Origin of the sequence: Kitasatospora sp. NPDC002227, from assembly GCF_040296285.1 — a bacterium.
GTDB lineage: Bacteria > Actinomycetota > Actinomycetes > Streptomycetales > Streptomycetaceae > Kitasatospora.
In genome coordinates, this window is record NZ_JBEOWY010000018.1 from 14,950 (window position 1) to 33,679 (window position 18,730).

Sequence of the window (18,730 nt, forward strand, 5' to 3'; positions counted from 1 at the left end):
CAGCCGACCCGCGACCGGTTACCGCGCCTGCGCCTGTGCGGCCGGGGTGCGGGTGGTCCAGGCGACGGCGGCGAGGAGCAGGAGGCCCGGGGTGATGCCCGCGACCGTGGCGATGGCGGGGGTCGGGGCGTCGGCGAAGGCCAGGGCCAGGCCGCCGGCGCCACAGGCGCTGAGGCCGGCGGCGAGCCAGTGGACCGAGGGCATCCGCCAGACGGCCGCCAGGCCGAAGAAGTGCACGCCGACCACCAGGGCGATCCAGCCGACCGCCGCCTTCGGGGTGTCCAGCACCTGGCCTAGGACGAACAGCCCGGCGGCGCCGGCCACCACCTCGGCGGCCACCACCAGGCGGTAGCCCCGGCCGAAGGTCGCGGCCGCCTGCCCGGTCTCGGCCGGGGCGCTGCGCCGGATCAGCAGGAACAGCCGCAGGAAGGCGAGGATCGCCAGCACCCGGAGCGGGATACCGGCGCCGGAGGGGAGCTCCCCTGCGTTCCGCAGGACGAAGACGAGACCGAATATGGCGCCGATCAGGCGGCCGAGCTGGTTCTTCTGCACGGCGCGCAGGTTCTCATCCAAGTGGATCATCGTGCAAAACACTTCGGACGGCGGGCCCGGCGGGTGGCCGGGCCCGCCGGGGTCACTTGACGGTGAAGGTGGTGCCGGTGGTGCTGTCCCCGGTCAGCAGGGTGTAGGAGCCGGGGGAGACGGTGGGGCGGCCGGCGCCGGTGATGTCGCCCTGGGTGTGGGCGAGGAGGGAGACCGGGACGGTGACGGTCGCGGTGGTGGTGGCACCGGCGGCCAGGTGGACGCGGGTGAAGCCGACCAGCCACTTCGGCGGCGTGAGCACCTGGCTCACCGCCTGCGACACGTAGACCGGGACCACCAGATCGCCGTCCCGGGCCCCGGTGTTGCTGACGGGGACGCTCACCTTCAGGGTGCCGTCGGGGCGCACGGCGGTGCGGTCGAGGCTCGCCGAGCCGGTCTGCCAGCCGGTGTAGGACAGGCCCGCGCTGAACGGGAAGAGCGGGCTGTAGCCGGAGTCGGTGCCGCCGTTGGTACCGGGCAGCTGGGTGTAGAACTCCGGCTCGTTGCCGATCGCCTTCGGCCAGGAGACGGGCAGCCGGCCGGAGGGCTCGGCCTTGCCGTACAGCAGGTCGGCCACCGCGTCGCCGCCCTCGGTGCCGGGCAGCCAGGCCATCAGCAGCCCGGCGGTCGTCGCCGCGCTGCCGAGCACCAGCGGCCGGTCGGCGACCACCACCACGACCACCGGCTTGCCGGTGGCCTGGAGGGCGGCCACCTCGGCCTGCTGGTCGGCGGCGAGCGAGGGGTTGGGCTGGTCGTTCGGGCCTTCGGCGCCGGGGGTGTTGCCGACCACGACCACGGCCGCGTCGGCCGACTTCAGGGCGGTGGCGGCGGAGCCCGCGTCCGGCTGGTAGTCGATGCCGGTACCCGCCGGCGCCCCCGAGCGCAGTCCGGCCAGGACGGTGACACCGGGCACGGCCGTACCGTTCGGCACGCCCTGCCAGCCGATGCTCCAGCCGCCGAGCTGGTTGGCCATGCTGTCGGCGTTCGGGCCGGTGACCACGATCTTGTGGGTGCCGGCGCCGAACGGCAGCACCGCGTGCTCGTTGCGCAGCAGCACGGACGACTCGGTGGCGGCCTTGCGGGCCAGGCCGAGGTCGGCGCCGTTCACCTGCGCGTCCGCCCCGGCGGCGTCCACGTACGGGTGCTCGAACAGGCCCATCCGGAACTTCAGGGTGAGCACCCGGGACACGGCCTGGTCGATCCGCGCCTGCGGGAGCAGCCCGCGCTGGACGGCGGTCAGGGCGGCGGCGGTGAAGCCGGGCGCGTCGGTGGGCTCCATCGCCATGTCCACCCCGGCGTTGACCGCCTTGGCGACCGCCTCGGGGTAGTCGGCGGCGACGTGGTAGGCCGTCTGCAGGCTGCGGACGTCGCTCCAGTCGCTCACCACCACGCCGTCGAAGTGGTACTGGCCGCGCAGCACGTCGGTGAGCAGCTCGTGCGAGGCGGTGACGGGCACGCCGTTCACCGCGCCGGAGTCGGCCATCACGCTGAGCGCCCCGGCGGCGATCGCCTGCCTGTAGGCGGGCAGGACGGTGTCCTGGAGGTAGCGCGGCGAGTAGTCGGCCGGCACCCGGTCGTGTCCGTTGAGGGGCTGTGAGTACCCGGCGAAGTGCTTGACGGTGGCGGCGACCTGGGCGCCGCTGGTGCGGTCCTGGAGGCCGCGGACGGCGCTCGCGGCCATCGTGCCGGTGAGCAGCGGGTCCTCCGAGAAGGCCTCGTAGTAGCGGCCCCAGCGCTGGTCCCGCGCGACTTCGGCGACCGGGCCGAAGGCCCAGGTGGTGCCGGTGGCGGCCACCGCGCGCTGGGTGGACTGCTCAACTGCCGTCTCCAGGGCGGGATCCCAGGTCGCGCCCATGCCGATCTGCTGGGGGAACATGGTCGCGCCGAGCACGTTGTTGTGGCCGTGCACGGCGTCGATGCCGTACAGGACGGGGATGTGCAGGCGGGAGTTGGTGATCGCGTAGCTCTGCACCTGGTTGGTCAACTCGGCCCAGTCCTTGGGGGAGTTGACCTGTGGGGGCATGCCGCCGCCGGAGAGCACCGAGCCCGCCGCGTTGTCGACCAGCACGCTGTGCAGACAGTCGGGGTTGAGGGCGCCGCCGCTCCAGTTGCAGGTGCCCTGGAGGGTGACCAGGGCGAGCTGGTCCAGCTGGCCGATCTTCTCCTTGAGGGTCATCCGGCGCAGCAGGTCCGAGACCCGGTCGGGGATCGGGGCACGGGAGTTGAGGTAGGTGGCGGTGTCGGCGGCCGGTGCGGGGGCGGCGCCGAGGCCGGTGAGGGCGCCGCCGAGCAGGGCCAGGCCGGTCAGTGCGGTGAGGGGGCGGCGGAGCCGGGGTGGCGCGAAGTGCATTGGGGACCGTCCGTTCGTCCGTTCGGAGGTGGACATGACCACAAGAACTAGTGGGGGAGTTAACCCGGTGGCGGTCTTTCGGTCAATGAGTTGAACGAAAAATTGGTCCAGTCCAGTCCGGTCCAGAGCATTGACGCTGGTTTCGTACAGGAGTTGAATCCCCGTCAGTCGATTCCAGGGAGTTGCCGATGTTCAGACGAATCCTCCCCCTCGTGCTCCTGGTGGCTTTCGCGTTCGCCCCCTGGCGGGCCGAGGCCGTCTCGGTGCCGCCCGCGCCGTCCGGCTGGACCACGGTGTTCAGTGACGACTTCGCCGGCCCGGCGGGCAGTGCGCCCTCCGCCGCCCGCTGGGTCTACGACACCGGCCCCGGATCCAACTTCGGGACGGGTGAGATCGAGACCATGACCAACTCGACCGCCAACGTGCATCTCGACGGCAACGGTCACCTCGCCATCACCGCGCTTGGCAGCGGCGGGAGTTGGACCTCCGGCCGGATCCACACACCGAGCGCCCCGGCCGGGGCCCCGGCCGGCGGCAAGCTCCAGGTGACCGCCTCGATCCAGCAGCCGAACCCGGCGAGCGGCGCCGGGTACTGGCCCGCGTTCTGGATGCTGGGCCCGGGCCAGTGGCCCGAGAACGGTGAGATCGACATCATGGAGGACGTCAACGCGCGCTCCCAGGTGGCCGGGACGATCCACTGCGGCACCTACCCCGGCGGGGTGTGCAACGAGGGCAACGGCATCGGCAGCGGGTTGCGGGCCTGTGCCGGCTGCCAGGGCGGTTACCACACCTACTCGATGATCCTCGACCGCACCAACACCTCGGCCGAGTCGATCACTTGGTTCCTGGACGGCGCCGCGTACTTCTCGGTGAGCGAATCCCAGGTGGGCGCGGCGGCCTGGCAGCAGGCCTTCGACCACAACCTCACCATCATCTTCGACCTCGCCATGGGCGGCGGCTTCCCGAACGGCGTCTGCGGCTGCAACACCCCGACCGCGGCGACGAGTTCGGGTGGCACGATGAGCGTCGGGTACGTGGCCGCGTACACCACGACGGGCTCCGGCGGCACCGGCGGTGGTGGCCCGGTGGTCGGCTACGGCGGGCTCTGCCTGGACGACCGCAGCGCGAGCACCGCCGACTTCAACCCCGTGCAGGTGTACACCTGCAACGGCACGCCCGCCCAGCAGTGGACCTTCGTGCAGGCCGGGACGACCCTGCACGTGCTCGGCAAGTGCCTGGACGTCAACGGCGGCGGCACCGCCAACGGCACCACCGTCGACCTCTACACCTGCAACAACACCGGAGCCCAGGTGTGGATCCCGCAGGGCAACGGCTCGTTGTACAACCCGCAGTCCAACAAATGCCTGGACGACACGGGTTGGTCCACCACGCCGGGGACTCAGGCGGAGATCTGGGACTGCACGGGAGGGGCCAACCAGCAGTGGAAACTCCCGTGATCACCCGCCGCTCCTTCGTGCTCGGCGCCGCGCTGGCGGGCGCGGCCGGCACCGTCGGCGCACCGGCCCGGGCCGCCGCCCGGAGCCTGCCGGTCACCCTGGTGAACGCCTCCGGCAGCGGCACCGTCTACGCCTACCTCACCGGCGCCGACTCCGCCGGCTGGCCCGGATTCGTCGGCCCGGACGGGGTGTTCACCCGGCTGCCGAACCCGCCGGCCACCGTCACGCCCGTCGCGGACCACTCGATCCGGCTGGGCGCGGGCGGCAGCGCCACCGTCACGCTCACCGACTGGGTGATCGGCGGCCGGGTCTGGTTCTCGGTGGGCAAGCCGCTCCAGTTCTTCGCCAACCCGGGCAGCCCGCCCGGCCTGGTGCAGCCCGCGCTCACCCCGGGCGACCCCAACTGGGCCACGGACTGGACCTTCTGCGAGTTCACGTACAACAGCGCCAACCTCTACGCCAACATCAGCTACGTGGACATGGTGGCGCAGCCCGTCGCCATGCGGACCACCGGCAACGCCGGCCCGCAGTCGGTCAGCCCGCTGCCCGCCGGGGCGCTCGACACCCTGGCGGCCGGGCTGCGCGCCCAGCACCGGAGCGACGGCGCGCCCTGGGACAGGCTGGTGTGCACCGACAGCGGCGGGGCAGTGCTGCGGGTGCTCTCGCCGACCCACTCCCCGGTGGACTTCGGCGGGTACTGGAACCCGTACCTGGCCCAGGTCTGGTCCCGCTACCAGGGGCAGGACCTGACCGTCGACACCCAGAGCGGCTACGGCAGCTTCACCGGCCGGGTCTCGGGCGGTGTGCTGACCTTCGCGGGTCTGGACACCCACGGGGTGCCGTTCACCCAGCCGAGCGCGGCCGACATCTTCGGCTGCGCGAGCGGGCCGCTCTACAACTCCGGCGGGGACGCGCGCGGCGCCGTCGCCGCCCGGCTGGCGGCCGCGCTCAACCGCAGCAGCCTGCTGGTGAGCGGCGGCGGAGCTCAGCCCGGCGGGGTGCCGGCCGCGCAGTACTACCGGGAGAGCATCACCAACCACTACGCCCGGCTGGTGCACCAAGTCGCCAGCGTGGGTTACGCGTTCCCGTACGACGATGTGGGCCCGAGCGGGGCCGCGCCGGTGGACGGGCACCTGCAGGACGCGGCGCCGACCTCCTGGACGATCACCTTCGGCGCCGCCGCCGCGGGTGGTGTGAGTGCCCGGAGCACCGTCCAGGCGGCCTCGTTCAGCGCGCAGAGCGGGACGCAGACTGAGGCCTGCGCCGACACCGGCGGCGGCCAGGACGTCGGGTGGATCAGCGCCGGGGACTGGCTGGGCTACGGCGGCCTCGACTTCGGCGCCACCACGCCGGGGCAGTTCCTCGCCCGACTGGCCTCGGGCGCCGCCGCCGGGGTCAGCGGGGCGGTCGAGGTGCGGCTGGACTCCGTCACCGGCCCGAAGATCGCCGAGATCGACCTGGGCAGCACCGGCGGCTGGCAGTCCTGGCGGACGGTGCCCGCCAACGTCACCGGCACGGCCACCGGGGTGCACGACGTCTACCTGGTGTTCTCGGGCAGCACCAGTGACTTCGTGAACGTGCACTGGTTCACCTTCCAGTAGCTCGAACGGTGGCCCGGCGGGGTCGGAGGACGCGCAGTAAGGCTGAGGCCGGGTGGGGCCAGGCGGGTGGCGGGGCGAGCGATTCTGTTCGGACTTGTTGACTATTGGTCAACTGGGCTTCATTCTGGGCGGAATTGCTCACCCACCCAAACCCCTGGAGTCCCCCCATGGGTCGTAGAAGCATGTCCACGGCGTGCCGGGCCGTCGTGACCGCCGCCCTGACGCTGGCCGGCCTGACCGGTGCCCCGGTGGCATCGCAGGCCGCGCCGGCCGCCACCAGCACCGCCATCACCGTCAACGGCAGCAGCCCCGGCCTGACCTTCGACGGTGTCGGCGCCATCTCCGGCGGCGGCGGCAACTCCCGTCTGCTGGTCGACTATCCGGAGCCGCAGCGCAGCCAGCTGCTCGACTACCTGTTCAAGCCCGGCTACGGCGCCTCGCTGCAGGTGCTGAAGCTGGAGATCGGCGGCGACACCAACTCCACCGACGGTGCCGAATCCAGCATCGAGCACACCGCCGGGGCGATCGACTGCAACAACGGGTACGAGTGGTGGCTGGCCGAGCAGGCCCAGGCCCGCAACCCCGCCATCAAGTTCTACGGCCTCTCCTGGGGTGCCCCGGGCTGGCTCGGCAGCTTCTGGTCCCAAGGTACGGTCAACTACCTGATGGACTGGATGGGTTGCGCCACCCAGCACCACCTGGACATCAGCTACCTCGGCGGCTGGAACGAGCGCGGCTTCGACAAGACCTGGTACGAGAACCTCAAGTCGGCTCTCACCTCGCACGGTTACGCCGCCACCAAGGTGGTCGCCGCCGACGACGGCTGGAGTGTGGCGGATGCGATGGCCACCGACCCGGCGTTCAAGCAGGCCGTCGACATCGTCGGCGTGCACTACCCGTGCGGCTACCTCGGCTCGTTCAACTCCTGCCCCAGCACGGCGACTGCCCAGGGCCTGGGCAAGCCGCTGTGGGCGAGCGAGAACGGCTCGGAGGACGCCAACGACGGTGCCACCTCGGTGGCTCGCGCGATCAACCGCGACTACCTCGACGGCAGGATGACCTCGTACATCAACTGGCCCGTCATCGCCGCGCTCTACCCGAACCTCTTCTTCGGCACCGACGGGATGTCGATCGCGAGCCAGCCCTGGTCCGGCAACTACACCATCGGCAAGACGACCTGGGTCACCGCGCACACCGCCCAGTTCGCCCAGCCCGGCTGGCAGTACCTCGACTCGGGCGGCGGCTACCTGGGCGGCAACCGCTCCAACGGCAGCTACGTCACGCTGAAGTCCGGCGGGAACTACAGCACCGTGCTCGAGACCGTGGACGCGACGGCCGCGCAGACCGCCAACTTCACCGTCAGCGGCGGACTCTCCACCGGTACCGTGCACGTCTGGTCCACCGACCTGACCTCGGCCGACCCGGGCAACTGGTTCGTCCACTCGCAGGACGTCACCCCGGCGGGCGGGAAGTACTCGCTGACCCTCCAACCGGGCCGGGTCTACACCGTGACCACCACGACCGGCCAGGGCAAGGGCACCGCCACCCCGCCGGCCGCCGCCCCGCTCGCCCTGCCCTACGCCGACTCCTTCGAGACGCCGGCCACCACCACCTCGCCGAAGTACTTCACCGACATGAACGGCGCCTTCCAGACGGTGAGTTGCGGCGGCGGCCGGTCCGGCACCTGCCTGCGCCAGATGGCGGCGACCACCCCGATCCGGTGGACCGACGAGCCGTACAACGCCCCGTACACCTTCATGGGCGACGGCGGCTGGGCCAACTACACCGTCACTGCCGACACGCTGTTCGAGCAGTCGGGCACGGTCGAGCTGCTCGGCCGGGTCAACCAGCAGGGCCGCAACAACAACGGGCTGAACGCCTACCACCTGCGGGTCAGTGACACCGGTGCCTGGTCGATCGACCGGAGCGACACCAGCTGGAACTTCACCACCCTGGCGAGCGGCACCACCACCGCACCGGGGACGGGCAGTTGGCACAGTGTCGCGTTCAAGCTGGAGGGCACCACGCTCACGGCCAGCCTGGACGGGCGCACGCTCGGCAGCGCGATCGACGCCGTCTTCACCAACGGCCAGGCCGGCCTCGGGGTGACGGGCTACCGCACCGAGCAGTTCGACAACTTCGCCCTGACCGCCGGTACTTCGACCAACCACACCGGCCCGGTCAGCTCCGGTCTGGCCGGCAAGTGCATGGACGCCTCGGCGCCGACCGCGGTGGCGCTCTGGGACTGCACCGGCACCGCCGCGCAGACCTGGACCTGGTCCAACGGCACCCTGACCCACGGTGGCAAGTGCCTGGACGTCACCGGCCAGGGCACCGTCAACGGCACCCTGGTCGAGACCTGGGCCTGCAACGGCGGCGCCAACCAGCAGTGGACCCCGCAGCCGGACGGCACCCTGAAGAGCACCCAGTCCGGCCGCTGCCTGGACGACCCGGGCTTCACCACCACCAACGGCACCCAGCTGGAGATCTGGGACTGCAACGGCGGCGCCAACCAGCGCTGGACGCTGCCGTAAGGGATCAGTTGGCGGCCCGGGTCTCCGCGAGGGCGGGGATCTGGGCCGCGCTGGGGAGGATGTAGGTGTGCGGGTGGGTGGCGAGGTACTTCTCGTCCACCTTGCCCGTGAGGACACCGACCACCACGCCGGCCCCCGCGTTGGAGCCGGCCTGGAGGTCGACGGCGGTGTCCCCGGCGGCCAGCACGGCGCGGACGTCGAGGACGCCGGTCTTCTCCATCGCGCGGTGGATCATGTACGGCGCCGGGCGGCCGCGGCCGACCTCGTCGGAGGTGACCACCGCGTCGAGGTTGCCGCCCTCGCCGGTGGACCAGCCGATGGCCGCCAGCAGCGGCCCGGCGACGTCCTCGCTGAAACCGGTGGTCAGGGCGACCTTGATGCCCCGGGCGCGCAGCTCGGCCAGCGCCTGCTCGACGCCGGGCAGCGGCTGCGGGGGAGTGGCGCGGTACGCCTCGCGCAGGAACCCGGCGAAGGCCTGGTAGCTCTCCTCGACCAGGGCCGGGGTGGGGGTGCCGCCGCCGAGGCGGACCAGTGCGTCGATGGCCTCGCGCTTGTCGGTGCCCATCCAGGTCTGCAGGTCGTCGTCGGCCACGGCGACGCCGTTGCGCTCCACGGCGGCGCGCAGTGCCTGGTAGACCGCGCCCGCCTCGTCGATGGTGGTGCCGGCCATGTCCAGAACGGCGAGCTCGATCACGGTTCAGTCCTCTTCGGTGCGGTAGCGGCCGACGACGGTGCGGCCTTCGATGGTGTTGTCGATGGTGAAGGTGGCCATGGCCGGCAGGTAGCGGTCGTCGCCGTACTCCAGCGGCTCGCCCTGGCCGGAGGAGGTGAGGCGGCGGACCCGCAGAAGCGGTTCGCGCACCTCGACCTCCAACAGCTGGGCGTCCGTGGCGTCGGCGGCGACGGCGTCGATGGTGTGGCGGGCGTGGTGCAGGCCGACCCCGCGGCGCAGCAGCTCCGCGTAGACCGAGCCGGAGTCCGGGTCGAAGTCGTACAGGTGGCGGCCGACCTCGGCGATGAAGCTGGAGCGCTCCACCATCGCGGGCACCCCGTCGAGCAGCCGCAGCCGGACCAGCTCGACCACGAACTCGCCTTCGGCCAGCCCGAGTCGGGCGGCCGCCTCCGGGGAGGCCCGGCGGCGGGCGACCTCGACCGTCCGCTGGCCCGGCACCCGGCCGATCGACTCGGCCCACTGGGTGAAGGACAGGAAGGTGGCGAAGGGCTGCGAGGGTGCGGTCCGGCGGGCCACCGGCGGTTTGCCCTGGCCGCCGACCAGGCTGCCCTCGCGGCGCAGCGTGGCCAGGGCCTGGCGAACCGGCCCCCGGGAGACGCCGAACTCGGCGCACAGCTGGGCTTCGCTGGGCACCGGCCGGCCCTCGGGCCACTCGCCGCTGTTGATCCGGCGGAGGAACTCGGCGCTGAGCCGCTGGTGCAGCGGCCCGTCCGTACTTGTCTTCACAGGTCGACTATGACACCACGACGGCGGAATTCTCAAGGCGCGTCCGATGGCTGATTCCGCTGGTGATCGGCAGGTGATCTGTCGGAGAACAGGCGCTGACTTGTCTATACAGGCCTTGACAGGGGGTGCGGTCCGAGGCAACCCTGATGGCCATGAGCACCGCACCTTCAGACCTGGTCATCGTAGGAGCCGGCATCGTCGGCCTTGCGCACGCGTTCGAAGCCCTCGCCAACGGGCTGTCCGTCACCGTGGTCGAGCGCGACCGGCAGCCGGTGGGCGCGTCCGTCCGCAACTTCGGCCACTGCTGCATCGGCGCCCAGCAGGGTGAGCTGCTCGACATCGCCGAGCTCTCCCGGGGCGGCTGGCTGCGGGCCGCCGCGGCTGCCGGGTTCTGGGCGCGGGAGGCCGGGGCGCTGGTGGTGGCCCGGTCCGAGGCCGAGTCGGCGGTGCTGGAGGAGCTGCATGCCGCGCGCGGCAGCGACGTGGTGCGGCTGCGCAGCGCCGCGCAGACGGCCGAGGCATTGGGCCGCGACTCGGTGGGAGGCGTGACCGGCGGTGCCTTCCTCCCCGCCGACCTGCGGGTCAACCCGCGCGAGGCGGCGCCCGCCCTGGCGGCCTGGCTCGCGTCGCAGCCGGGGGCCCGTGTGCTGTGGGGCACCGCCGTCACCGGAGTGGAGCCCGGCACCGTGCACACGACCCGTGGCCCGGTGCACGGTTCGCAGATCCTGGTCTGCGTCGGGCACGACCTCGACTACCTCTTCCCGGAGGTGGCCGAGGCCCACGAGATCCAGCGCTGCCGCCTGAACATGGCCCGGGTGAAGGCCCCCGCCGCCTTCCGCGCCGACTCCGCCGTGCTGACGGCCACCTCGATGCTGCGCTACGACGCCTTCACCGCCCAGCCCTCCGCCGCCCGGCTGCGCGAGGAAGTCCTCGGCCACAGCCCCGAACTCCTCGAGATCGGCGCCAACGTCATGTTCACCCGCCTCCCGGACGGCACCGTCCTGGTCGGCGACTCCCACCACTACGACGCCACCACCCCGCCCTTCCTCGACGAGCGGGTCTCCCAACTGCTCCTCGACGCCATCGCCGACGTGCTCGGCGTCCCCCACCTCGAGGTACTCGAACGCTGGCAGGGCGTCTACGCCAACAGCCGCCGCGGCCCCCTCCTGGTCCGCGACCTCGCCCCCGGCGTCCGCGCCATCTCTGTCACCTCAGGCGTCGGCATGACCCTCTCCTTCGGCCTCGCCGCCCGCACCTTCGCGGGCACCCTGTCGGCTACGGCTGCCGACTGAGCCTAGTACTCCAGCTATAGATCGTGATCTTGCTGGAGGGGACCCGTCAGCGGACGCAGGCGGCCACCGTTGATCATTCGCGGCCCTGATGGCCAAGGTGGCGGGCAGGTTCGCCCGGATAGCGAGTGGTCCCGTCGGCACCCCGCGCCGACGGGACCACTCGGCTTCAGCCCTCGGGGAAGGGGGCGTGCGGAACCGGGGCGACCAGGCGGGCCCCCGCGTCGGCCACTGACCGGGGGACCTTCGGCTGCCACTCGGGGCTGTCGGCGATGGCCTGCCACCGGTCCAGCGGGACGGGCGGTTCCTGCCGGGTGGTCGCCTCCTTGTGGCCGTACGCGTTGATCGTTCCGCTGTACTCGCTGAGGACCAGCAGGTACCCGGTGGGCTGCCAGAGGGTCACCCGGTAGCCGTACAGCCCCGGCACGACGGCGTCGGTGGCGGTGACCACCGCCCAGCTGCCGTCCGCGAGGTACCCCGCGTGGCAGCTGATCGGTCCGGGCGGGGGGCCGCTGGGGCGCCGGGGCTGGAGGTCACAGCCGGGCATCCCGTCCTGGATGCCGGGGGTGCGTCCGGCGGACGGGAAGGGCTCGGACTTCTTGCGGAAGACGAGCTGGATCTCCGAGACGCCGTGTCCGTCGTCGTAGGACAGGAACGTCCCCACCTCGGGGAAGGGGCCGGTGGTCGAGGACGTGTCCTGGTACTTGACGAACCGTCCGCCCGGCGGCAGCTGGTCAGTCAGCAGCTTGACCATGGCCTCCGGGGTCAGCGGTGTGTCGGCCGGCTCGGTGGACGCGTGCGCGGAAGGAGTGGTTGCCGTCGTGACGGGTGTGGAGCTCACGACCGCCTGTTGCTGGCCGCCGTGCGGGCCGACGGTGAGGAGCGCCCCGAGGCCCAGTGCGGCGACGGCGAGCACCGCGCTGCCGGCCCGCAGTCGGCGCAGGCGCTGCCTGCGCCGGCCCAGCCGGCCGCTCTGAGTGGCGATCTCGGCCACCGGGGCGGTCAGGTCCGCGACGCCGGCGCGGAAGGCGCGGGCGAGTTCCTCGTCCAGGTCCATCTGGGAAAGCCTTTCGTAACGGAACGAACCGAACAGGACCGGTCAGTCCTGCAGCAATGCGGCCCGCTCGGGCCCGAGGATCTGCCGGAGCGCGGTCAGCGAACGGAAGCTGAGGCTCTTGACCGCGCTCACCGTGGTGTCCATGGCATCCGCGACCTCTTCGAGGCTGTAGTCCTCCAGGTAGCGCAGGACCACCGCGGCCCGGTTGCGGGGCGGCAGCCGGCTCAGCGCGTCCAGCAGCGTGATGCGCAGCGCCGCGCCCCGGTCCTCGCCGGGCCCGGGCCGGTCGGGCAGGTCGGCGACGGCCACCTCGCCGGAGCGGCGCAACCGCCGGTGTGAGATGTAGCAGTTCAGCAGCACTTTTCGGGCGTAGGCGTCCAGGCTGACCACATCTTCGCGCCTGGTCAGCCGCCCCCAGACCGGGTAGAGCCGGGACAGTGCGGTCTGCACCAGGTCTTGTGCCTGGTGGTAGTCCCCGCACATCAGGTAGGCGGTCTGGAACAAGCGTTGGGCGCGGCTGGAGGCGAACTCGTCGAAAGCGAGTCCCTCGGGCATGGCGTCTCCCCTGGACGTCGGACGATCGGACGCGGTGTTACACGCTTCGAGCCGCTGGTGCGTTGCGGGCGACTTTGCGACTTCGAGACGTCCGGAGCGGCCGGGACCCGGGCCGGTCGGCCGGAAGGCTTTCCTGGTCGGCCGGTTGGCGCTGTCTCGCCGGAGCCGGCTCGGCCTGCTTGGCGCCGCTCAGTACTCCGGCTGTCGATCGTGATCTTCATGGTTGGTGGGTAGCCTGCCGCTGGTAGTGGCTGGTGCGGGAGCGCGCTTGGTGGTGGCGGCGCCAGGCCGACCATCGCAGGTGGTGGGCGAGGTCGCGGGCGGGTCTGGGCAGCAGGGTGGTGAACAGGCGTCGGATCTCGCTGCAGCTCAGCGGGATGAGTTCGGATGACGGGGCGCTGGGGGTCCGTTCGATGGCGGCGGTGATGGCGAGGAAGGCGTGCGCGAGCATGGCCAGGGTGGTCCATCGATGCCAGGAGGTCCACCGGCGGACTTGGTGCTCGTCCAGTCCCGCCAGGCCTTTGGCGGCTTGGAAGGTCTCCTCCACCGTCCAGCGGCGCCCGGCCACCTTGACCAGTGTGGTCAGTGGGACTGGGTGGGCCGAGTAGCAGCGGTAGAAGGCGAGTTCACCGGATCGCCGGTTGCGCCGGATCAGCAGCCACCGATGGCCAGGGCGCTCTGGCGTGTGGATCTCGACCTGGGCCCAGTCGTAGAACCGGTGCCCCTTGGCGCCGGGCCCGGCGGAGAGCCGCTGCCATGCGTGTTTCGGCAGGCCGTGGGCAAGACTGCTGGCACGGAAGACGCCGGCGCGGGTGGGGACGGGGCGCTTACGGGAGACGGCCAGGACATAACCGATCCGACGCCTTTCCAACTCGGCGCTCAGGTGTGGGTCGCCGCCGTAGACCTCGTCACCGGCCACCCATCCGGCCGGGACGCCGGCGTCCAGGGCCTGGGCGATCATCTGGGTGGCAAGTGCGGGCTTGGTGGCGAACGTCAGGTCCTCGGGGATGCCGGCCGCCCGGCACCGCTCGACGTCTTGGGTCCAGGCGCGGGGGAGGTAGAGGCGGCGGTCAATGGCGGCGTGCCCGGAGTCGGTGGAGTAGACGAGGTAGACAGCGACCTGGGAGTTCTCGATCCGACCCGCGGTGCCGGTGTACTGGCGCTGGACCCCGACGGTCGCGGTGCCCTTCTTCAGGTCGCCGGTCTCGTCCACGACCAGGACGGCACCCTCCTCCCGCAGGTGTCCAACGACGAAGTCCCTGATGTGGTCCCGGACTTGGCCGGCATCCCAGGAAGCGCGGCTGAGCAGGTGCTGCATACCCGCCGGACTCGCGTCCCCGCCGTGCTCGGCGATCGTCCAGCAGTTCTTCCTCGGCAGGTCCGCGAGCAGGCCCAGGACGAACGCCCGGGCTCGGTGGCGTGGTTCCGCCCGGGCGAACCTGCCCGCCACCTTGGCCATCAGGCCCTCGAATAGCGTCTGCCACCGGGCAGGGTCTACGCCGTGGCCCACGGCCACCGGCTGATCTCCGTTTGTCGACACAACTCACGATGATCAACGGTGGTCGGCCGCGTCCGCTGACGGGTCTCATCCAGCAAGATCACGATCTACGGCTGGAGTACTAGGGACCGGCCTGGTCACGCAAACCGCCCGGGTGCCTGCGGAGGCACCCGGGCGAACTGTTTCTCAGCGATGGCCCCTATTTGGGGTTATTGACTTGGGCCTCAAATTGCACGGATGGCAACGTCGTCGGACCGGCTTTGAAATGAGTTAGTCGCGATATCTGAGCCCGAATGCGCGGACCTGATTTCAGGTGATCGATTCGGGTTCGGTTGGCCGGTGCCTGATCGTTAGGATGTGGGGCGCCCGCCGGTCTGCCAAGCTCTTCTGCGTTCGTCCTGCTGGGCAATTTTCGGGTCAGGGCTTCGGCATAGTCGGATGACGTCCGGTTTGTGATCATCTGAGCCCGAGGAGAGTGGGGCCGTCGGGGGGTCGCTGCGCCAGGTGGCCACCGCGCGGGACATGCCGTCCGGCACTGAGATGACAGTATGTGGTCTCCGGTGCAGAGGACAGGAGGTCGACATGGGTGAGACGAGCCGAAAACCACGATGGGCGCGCAGGCGTGTGGCGACCGTGTTGACCGCTTCCGCTGTCCTCGCCGGCGCCGCGGCATGGGCGGTCACCGAGATCACGGACAGCGATGTGCAGTTCCAGACGGTCTCCTCGCGTGCCGACGTGGTCGGAACCTGGCAGGGGCAAGACGGTCCCACGCGGATACGACTCGATTCCGACGGCCAGTTCACAGCGACCGCCTTGCCCAACGATGTCTTCAATTCGGCGGACAAGAGAGCAGGGAGCACGAGCACCATGGGCACCTGGATGCTCAAACCGAGCCGCGAAGGTGTAGAGCTTTCCCCGGCTGGATCACCGCCTTCTTCCTACCCCGGCCAGGGGAGCGGTCTGGGGATCGTTCAGACGGACCATGGCACGGAGCTCTGCGTGCTCTCCGGCAGTCAGGGAGTGCTCTGCGACGAACTGCTCCGACGAGTCTCTGGATAGTCGACATGCCGTCCCCATCAACTCGGCCCTCGGACACGGGATCCATTCGCCCTGTGGGGCGTCAGCCCAGTCGGCAGCCAACTGTTTCGTGACGATTCGTCACGCTCCCTGGCTGGGAGCAGGCCAGGCACGGGTTTCCAAGATCATGGAGCTCTCCAGGGAAAAGGAGTCTGTGGGGACAGGCCGCCGCCGCTAACATGCACCGACTGATTCGGATCTTGAGAGGGCAGCAGTGCGTCGAATACGGCTCGGAGTGGCGGCGGCGGTAGCGGTGGGGGTGCTCGCCTCGGGGTGTGCGTCCGGTGCCGGAGGCCCGGACCGCGCCGGTAGTGGTGCGGCGGCCGCGCCCACGTCCGCCGCGGCTGAATCCGCAGTGCCCACGTCCACCGCGGCGTCGGGGTCGGCCGACGGTGGGTACGACGCCGCGCGGAACGCGGAGACGGACATCAAGGTCGCCCTCGCCGAGGCGGCGAAGGGGAACCGGGAGGTGCTCCTCGACTTCGGTGCGAACTGGTGCCCGGACTGCCGGGCGCTGGACCTGATGTACCGTGCGCCGCAGGTGGCGCCGGTGCTGGCGAAGAACTACGTGGTGGTCCCCGTCGACGTGGGCCGGTTCGACCACAACGTCGACCTGGCCGCGCGGTACGTCGACCTGCGGACCAGCGGGATCCCGGCGCTGGTGGTCCTCGGAGCCGACGGGAAGGTGCGGACGGCGACCGACGACGGCAGCTTCTCCAGCGCCCGCTCCATGACCCCGGGCCAGGTCAGTGCCTTCCTCGCCAAGTGGGCCCCTGCCGGGCAACAGTGACAGCCATGACGCGGCGCGGCCTCGCGGCCGGGGCCGCTGCCGGAGTGCTGCTGCTCGCCGGCTGCGGCCAGAGCCGGCCGGCCGAGCCGACGGCGCACGCCAGCGCGAGCGGGGTTGCCGTCACGGCCACCCTGCTGCCGGGTGAGGGCGGGAGGCTCCGGGTGACCTTCGCTCCGGAGGAGCCCGGCTTCCACCTGTACAGCGTCGACCTCCCCGCGCAGGGCATCGACGGGCTGGGGATCCCGACCGTACTCGCCGTCCGGGGAGGCCTTGCCGCCACGGGCAGGCCGACGGCGGACCGCGCCACCCTGCTCCTGCGGCCCGCCGGGCTCACCACCGAACTGCCCGTCTACCCGGACGGGCCGGTGACCTTCACCGTGCCGGTCCGCCGGACCGGCTCCCACCAAGGTGAAGTGGTCGTCAGCTACGGCGCCTGCAGCGCGAGCCGGTGCCTCCTTCCGGTGTCGAACGAGGTGCTCCGGCTGGACCTGGACTGAGACCCGGGCCGCCCGGGCCGCCCGTTCGGGACGGGCGGGCGGCGGGAGCGGTGCCATAGCATCGCCGGGTGGACGAAGCGCGCGCGAAGGATGCCGGGGGTCGGGCGGCGGGTGGGGCGGAGCGGCCGTGGAGCCGGCAGCGGTTGCGGAGCAACAACGAGTGGTTGTTGCTGGCGCGGCTGCGGTCGCACGGGCCGCTGTCGCGGGCGCAGTTGGCGCGGGACACGGGGCTGTCGAAGCCGACGGTGTCGGCGGCGCTGGCCGCGTTGGAGGAGGCGGGGCTGGTCCGCGAGGCTGGGCGGTTCGTGCCGGAGCGCGGGCGGACCGCCGTGCTGTACGAGCCGGATCCGGCGGCCGGGTACGTGCTGGGGGTGGACATCGGCCGGGCCTGGCTGCGGGTCGCGGTGGCGGATCTGTCCGGCCAGGTGGTGGCCCGGCGGGACGTGCCGAACCGGGGGCGCTCGGCGAACGCCGTGGCGGATGCGGTGGTGGCTGCCGCGCTGGAAGCGGTGGGGGAGGCGGGGCTGACGCCGGATCGGATCGTGCATGCGGTGGTCGGCAGCCCCGGGGTGTGGGACGAGCGGCGGCGCAGTGTGCGGTTCGCCGGAAACCTGCCCGGGTGGGGGCGGCGCGGGCTCATCGACCGCATCGCGGAGGGGCTCGGGGCGGTGGTGACGGTCGCCAACGACGCCAACCTGGCGGCGGTGGGGGAGTACTCGTTCGGGGCCGGGGCGGGCAGCAGCCACTTCGTGTACGCGCTGGTGGGCACCGGGTTCGGGGTGGGCGTGGTGCAGGACGGGGACGTACTGGTGGGTGCGCACGGCGCCGCCGGTGAGGTCGGGCTGCTGCCGGTCCCGTTCGGTGGCGGTGCCGGCACGCTGGAGGAGCTGGTCTCGGGGGACGCGGTGGTGCGGGCCGCGGTCGCGGCGGGGATGAAGGCGCCGCTGACGGCGAAGGACGTGTTCGACGCGGCCAGAGGCGGTGAGGAGACCGCCCGACAGGTGGTGGCGGAGGAGGCCGAGCGGCTGGGGTACGCGCTGGCCGTGGTCTGCTCGGTGCTCGACCCGGATCTGGTGGTGCTGGGCGGGGGGCTCGGGGCGAGCGCGGATCTGCTGCTGGAGCTGGTGGAGAAGGCACTCCACCGGCTGTCGCCGTTGCGGCCGCGGCTGGCGGCGAGCGAGCTGGGTGAGGACGTGGTGCTGCTGGGGGCGTTGGCCACGGCGCTGGAGACGGCCCGCCCGGAGGTCTTCGAGCGGCGCACGGCTTAGGTGCCTGGTGGCACCAGTGGCGCCAGGGTGGTGTCAGTGGTGGTGCCACTGAGGTTTTCACAGGTCAGGGGATGTTTTGAGCGGTGTCGGCCGACGATGGTGCCGTGATGGCTTGCGGGTGGCGCCACTGTGGTGCCATGATGGCGTCATGGACCTCACGCCGTATGTGGACACCCTCCGCCGCGAGCTCGCGGTGGCCGCCGATGCCGGCGGGGACGATGCACGGGAGCTGGCGGAGCGGCTCACCGCCCCGCTCGAGTCGGCCGCCCGGCTGACGCTGCTCAACGTGCTCTCCGATGCCATGGGTGAGGTCACCCGCGAGCTTGCGCCGGGCTCCGTCGACGTACGGCTGCGCGGGCTCGACCCGGATTTCGTCGTCACGATGCCGCCGAGCGCGAGCACCTTCGAGCAGCCGGCTCTCGCGGCACCCGCCCCGGCACCCGCTCCCGTCGAGGACGCCGACGCCACCGCCCGGATCAACCTGCGCCTGCCGGCCCCGCTCAAGGCCAGGGTCGAGGAGGCCGCAAGCCGCGAGGGCCTGTCGGTCAACGCGTGGCTGGTCCGGGCCCTGTCGGCCGCCGTCGAGCCGGGTGCCGGTGCGCCGACCCGGGCGGGGGAGCGGGCCCTGACCAGCGGCCGGAGCTTCACGGGCTGGGTGCGCTGAGCACCCGCCCCACCCACTGACCCACCCCACCACCTTGCACAACCAAGCCAGG

General features: G+C 71.7%; 16 protein-coding genes. 9 read left to right on the forward strand and 7 right to left on the reverse strand.

The features are described from left to right. Positions 1-18: 18 nt before the first annotated feature. Both ABT095_RS18245 and ABT095_RS18250 read right to left on the reverse strand, forming a co-directional pair. Positions 19-573 (reverse strand): hypothetical protein, encoded by a 555-nt coding sequence (locus tag ABT095_RS18245; RefSeq protein ID WP_350530445.1) that lies wholly within the window; start codon positions 571-573, stop codon positions 19-21. 61 nt (positions 574-634) lie between these two features. Beyond that, entirely contained in the window at positions 635-2,932 is a 2,298-nt protein-coding gene (locus ABT095_RS18250) for a glycoside hydrolase family 3 N-terminal domain-containing protein (protein ID WP_350530446.1), read from the reverse strand. A gap of 188 nt (positions 2,933-3,120) precedes the next feature. Between ABT095_RS18250 and ABT095_RS18255 the strand changes: the two genes are divergently transcribed. The 3 genes from ABT095_RS18255 to ABT095_RS18265 all read left to right on the forward strand — a co-directional run bounded on the left by ABT095_RS18255 (position 3,121) and on the right by ABT095_RS18265 (position 8,524). Continuing rightward, positions 3,121-4,389 (forward strand): ricin-type beta-trefoil lectin domain protein, encoded by a 1,269-nt coding sequence (locus tag ABT095_RS18255; RefSeq protein ID WP_350530447.1) that lies wholly within the window; start codon positions 3,121-3,123, stop codon positions 4,387-4,389. Next, the gene (locus ABT095_RS18260) at positions 4,386-5,990 is read left to right on the forward strand and encodes a beta-1,3-glucanase family protein (RefSeq protein ID WP_502884921.1); all 1,605 of its coding nucleotides are present in this window, start codon (positions 4,386-4,388) and stop codon (positions 5,988-5,990) included. Before ABT095_RS18255 ends, ABT095_RS18260 begins: the two co-directional genes overlap by 4 nt. Before the next feature lie 167 nt (positions 5,991-6,157). Next, the gene (locus tag ABT095_RS18265; RefSeq protein ID WP_350530449.1) at positions 6,158-8,524 is read left to right on the forward strand and encodes a ricin-type beta-trefoil lectin domain protein; all 2,367 of its coding nucleotides are present in this window, start codon (positions 6,158-6,160) and stop codon (positions 8,522-8,524) included. Between the two features lie 4 nt (positions 8,525-8,528). On the opposite strand, the gene ABT095_RS18270 is transcribed toward ABT095_RS18265, so the two are convergent. Both ABT095_RS18270 and ABT095_RS18275 read right to left on the reverse strand, forming a co-directional pair. Next, positions 8,529-9,218: a phosphonatase-like hydrolase gene (locus ABT095_RS18270; protein WP_350530450.1), complete on the reverse strand. Its 690-nt coding sequence runs from the start codon at positions 9,216-9,218 to the stop codon at positions 8,529-8,531. A 3-nt stretch (positions 9,219-9,221) separates the two neighbouring features. Beyond that, positions 9,222-9,983 (reverse strand): GntR family transcriptional regulator, encoded by a 762-nt coding sequence (locus tag ABT095_RS18275; protein WP_350530451.1) that lies wholly within the window; start codon positions 9,981-9,983, stop codon positions 9,222-9,224. Positions 9,984-10,135: 152 nt separating this feature from the next. Between ABT095_RS18275 and ABT095_RS18280 the strand changes: the two genes are divergently transcribed. After that, entirely contained in the window at positions 10,136-11,275 is a 1,140-nt protein-coding gene (locus ABT095_RS18280) for a TIGR03364 family FAD-dependent oxidoreductase (RefSeq protein WP_350530452.1), read from the forward strand. Positions 11,276-11,441: 166 nt separating this feature from the next. Here ABT095_RS18280 and ABT095_RS18285 read toward each other — a convergent pair whose 3' ends face one another. The 3 genes from ABT095_RS18285 to ABT095_RS18295 all read right to left on the reverse strand — a co-directional run bounded on the left by ABT095_RS18285 (position 11,442) and on the right by ABT095_RS18295 (position 14,343). Further along, positions 11,442-12,329: a hypothetical protein gene (locus ABT095_RS18285; protein WP_350530453.1), complete on the reverse strand. Its 888-nt coding sequence runs from the start codon at positions 12,327-12,329 to the stop codon at positions 11,442-11,444. Positions 12,330-12,371: 42 nt separating this feature from the next. Further along, positions 12,372-12,884 (reverse strand): SigE family RNA polymerase sigma factor, encoded by a 513-nt coding sequence (locus tag ABT095_RS18290; protein ID WP_350530454.1) that lies wholly within the window; start codon positions 12,882-12,884, stop codon positions 12,372-12,374. Positions 12,885-13,101: 217 nt separating this feature from the next. After that, positions 13,102-14,343, reverse strand: coding sequence for an IS701 family transposase (locus ABT095_RS18295; RefSeq protein WP_350530547.1), 1,242 nt, complete (start codon positions 14,341-14,343; stop codon positions 13,102-13,104). Between the two features lie 621 nt (positions 14,344-14,964). Between ABT095_RS18295 and ABT095_RS18300 the strand changes: the two genes are divergently transcribed. The 5 genes from ABT095_RS18300 to ABT095_RS18320 all read left to right on the forward strand — a co-directional run bounded on the left by ABT095_RS18300 (position 14,965) and on the right by ABT095_RS18320 (position 18,678). Further along, positions 14,965-15,441, forward strand: coding sequence for a hypothetical protein (locus tag ABT095_RS18300; protein ID WP_350530455.1), 477 nt, complete (start codon positions 14,965-14,967; stop codon positions 15,439-15,441). Positions 15,442-15,814: 373 nt separating this feature from the next. Next, positions 15,815-16,249 (forward strand): thioredoxin family protein, encoded by a 435-nt coding sequence (locus ABT095_RS18305; RefSeq protein WP_350530456.1) that lies wholly within the window; start codon positions 15,815-15,817, stop codon positions 16,247-16,249. Between the two features lie 5 nt (positions 16,250-16,254). Further along, positions 16,255-16,746 (forward strand): hypothetical protein, encoded by a 492-nt coding sequence (locus tag ABT095_RS18310; protein WP_350530457.1) that lies wholly within the window; start codon positions 16,255-16,257, stop codon positions 16,744-16,746. 68 nt (positions 16,747-16,814) lie between these two features. Continuing rightward, positions 16,815-18,014: an ROK family transcriptional regulator gene (locus tag ABT095_RS18315; protein ID WP_350530458.1), complete on the forward strand. Its 1,200-nt coding sequence runs from the start codon at positions 16,815-16,817 to the stop codon at positions 18,012-18,014. 148 nt (positions 18,015-18,162) lie between these two features. Then, a complete protein-coding gene (locus tag ABT095_RS18320) occupies positions 18,163-18,678 on the forward strand; it encodes a toxin-antitoxin system HicB family antitoxin (RefSeq protein ID WP_350530459.1) in 516 nt (171 codons plus the stop codon). Positions 18,679-18,730: the final 52 nt, after the last annotated feature.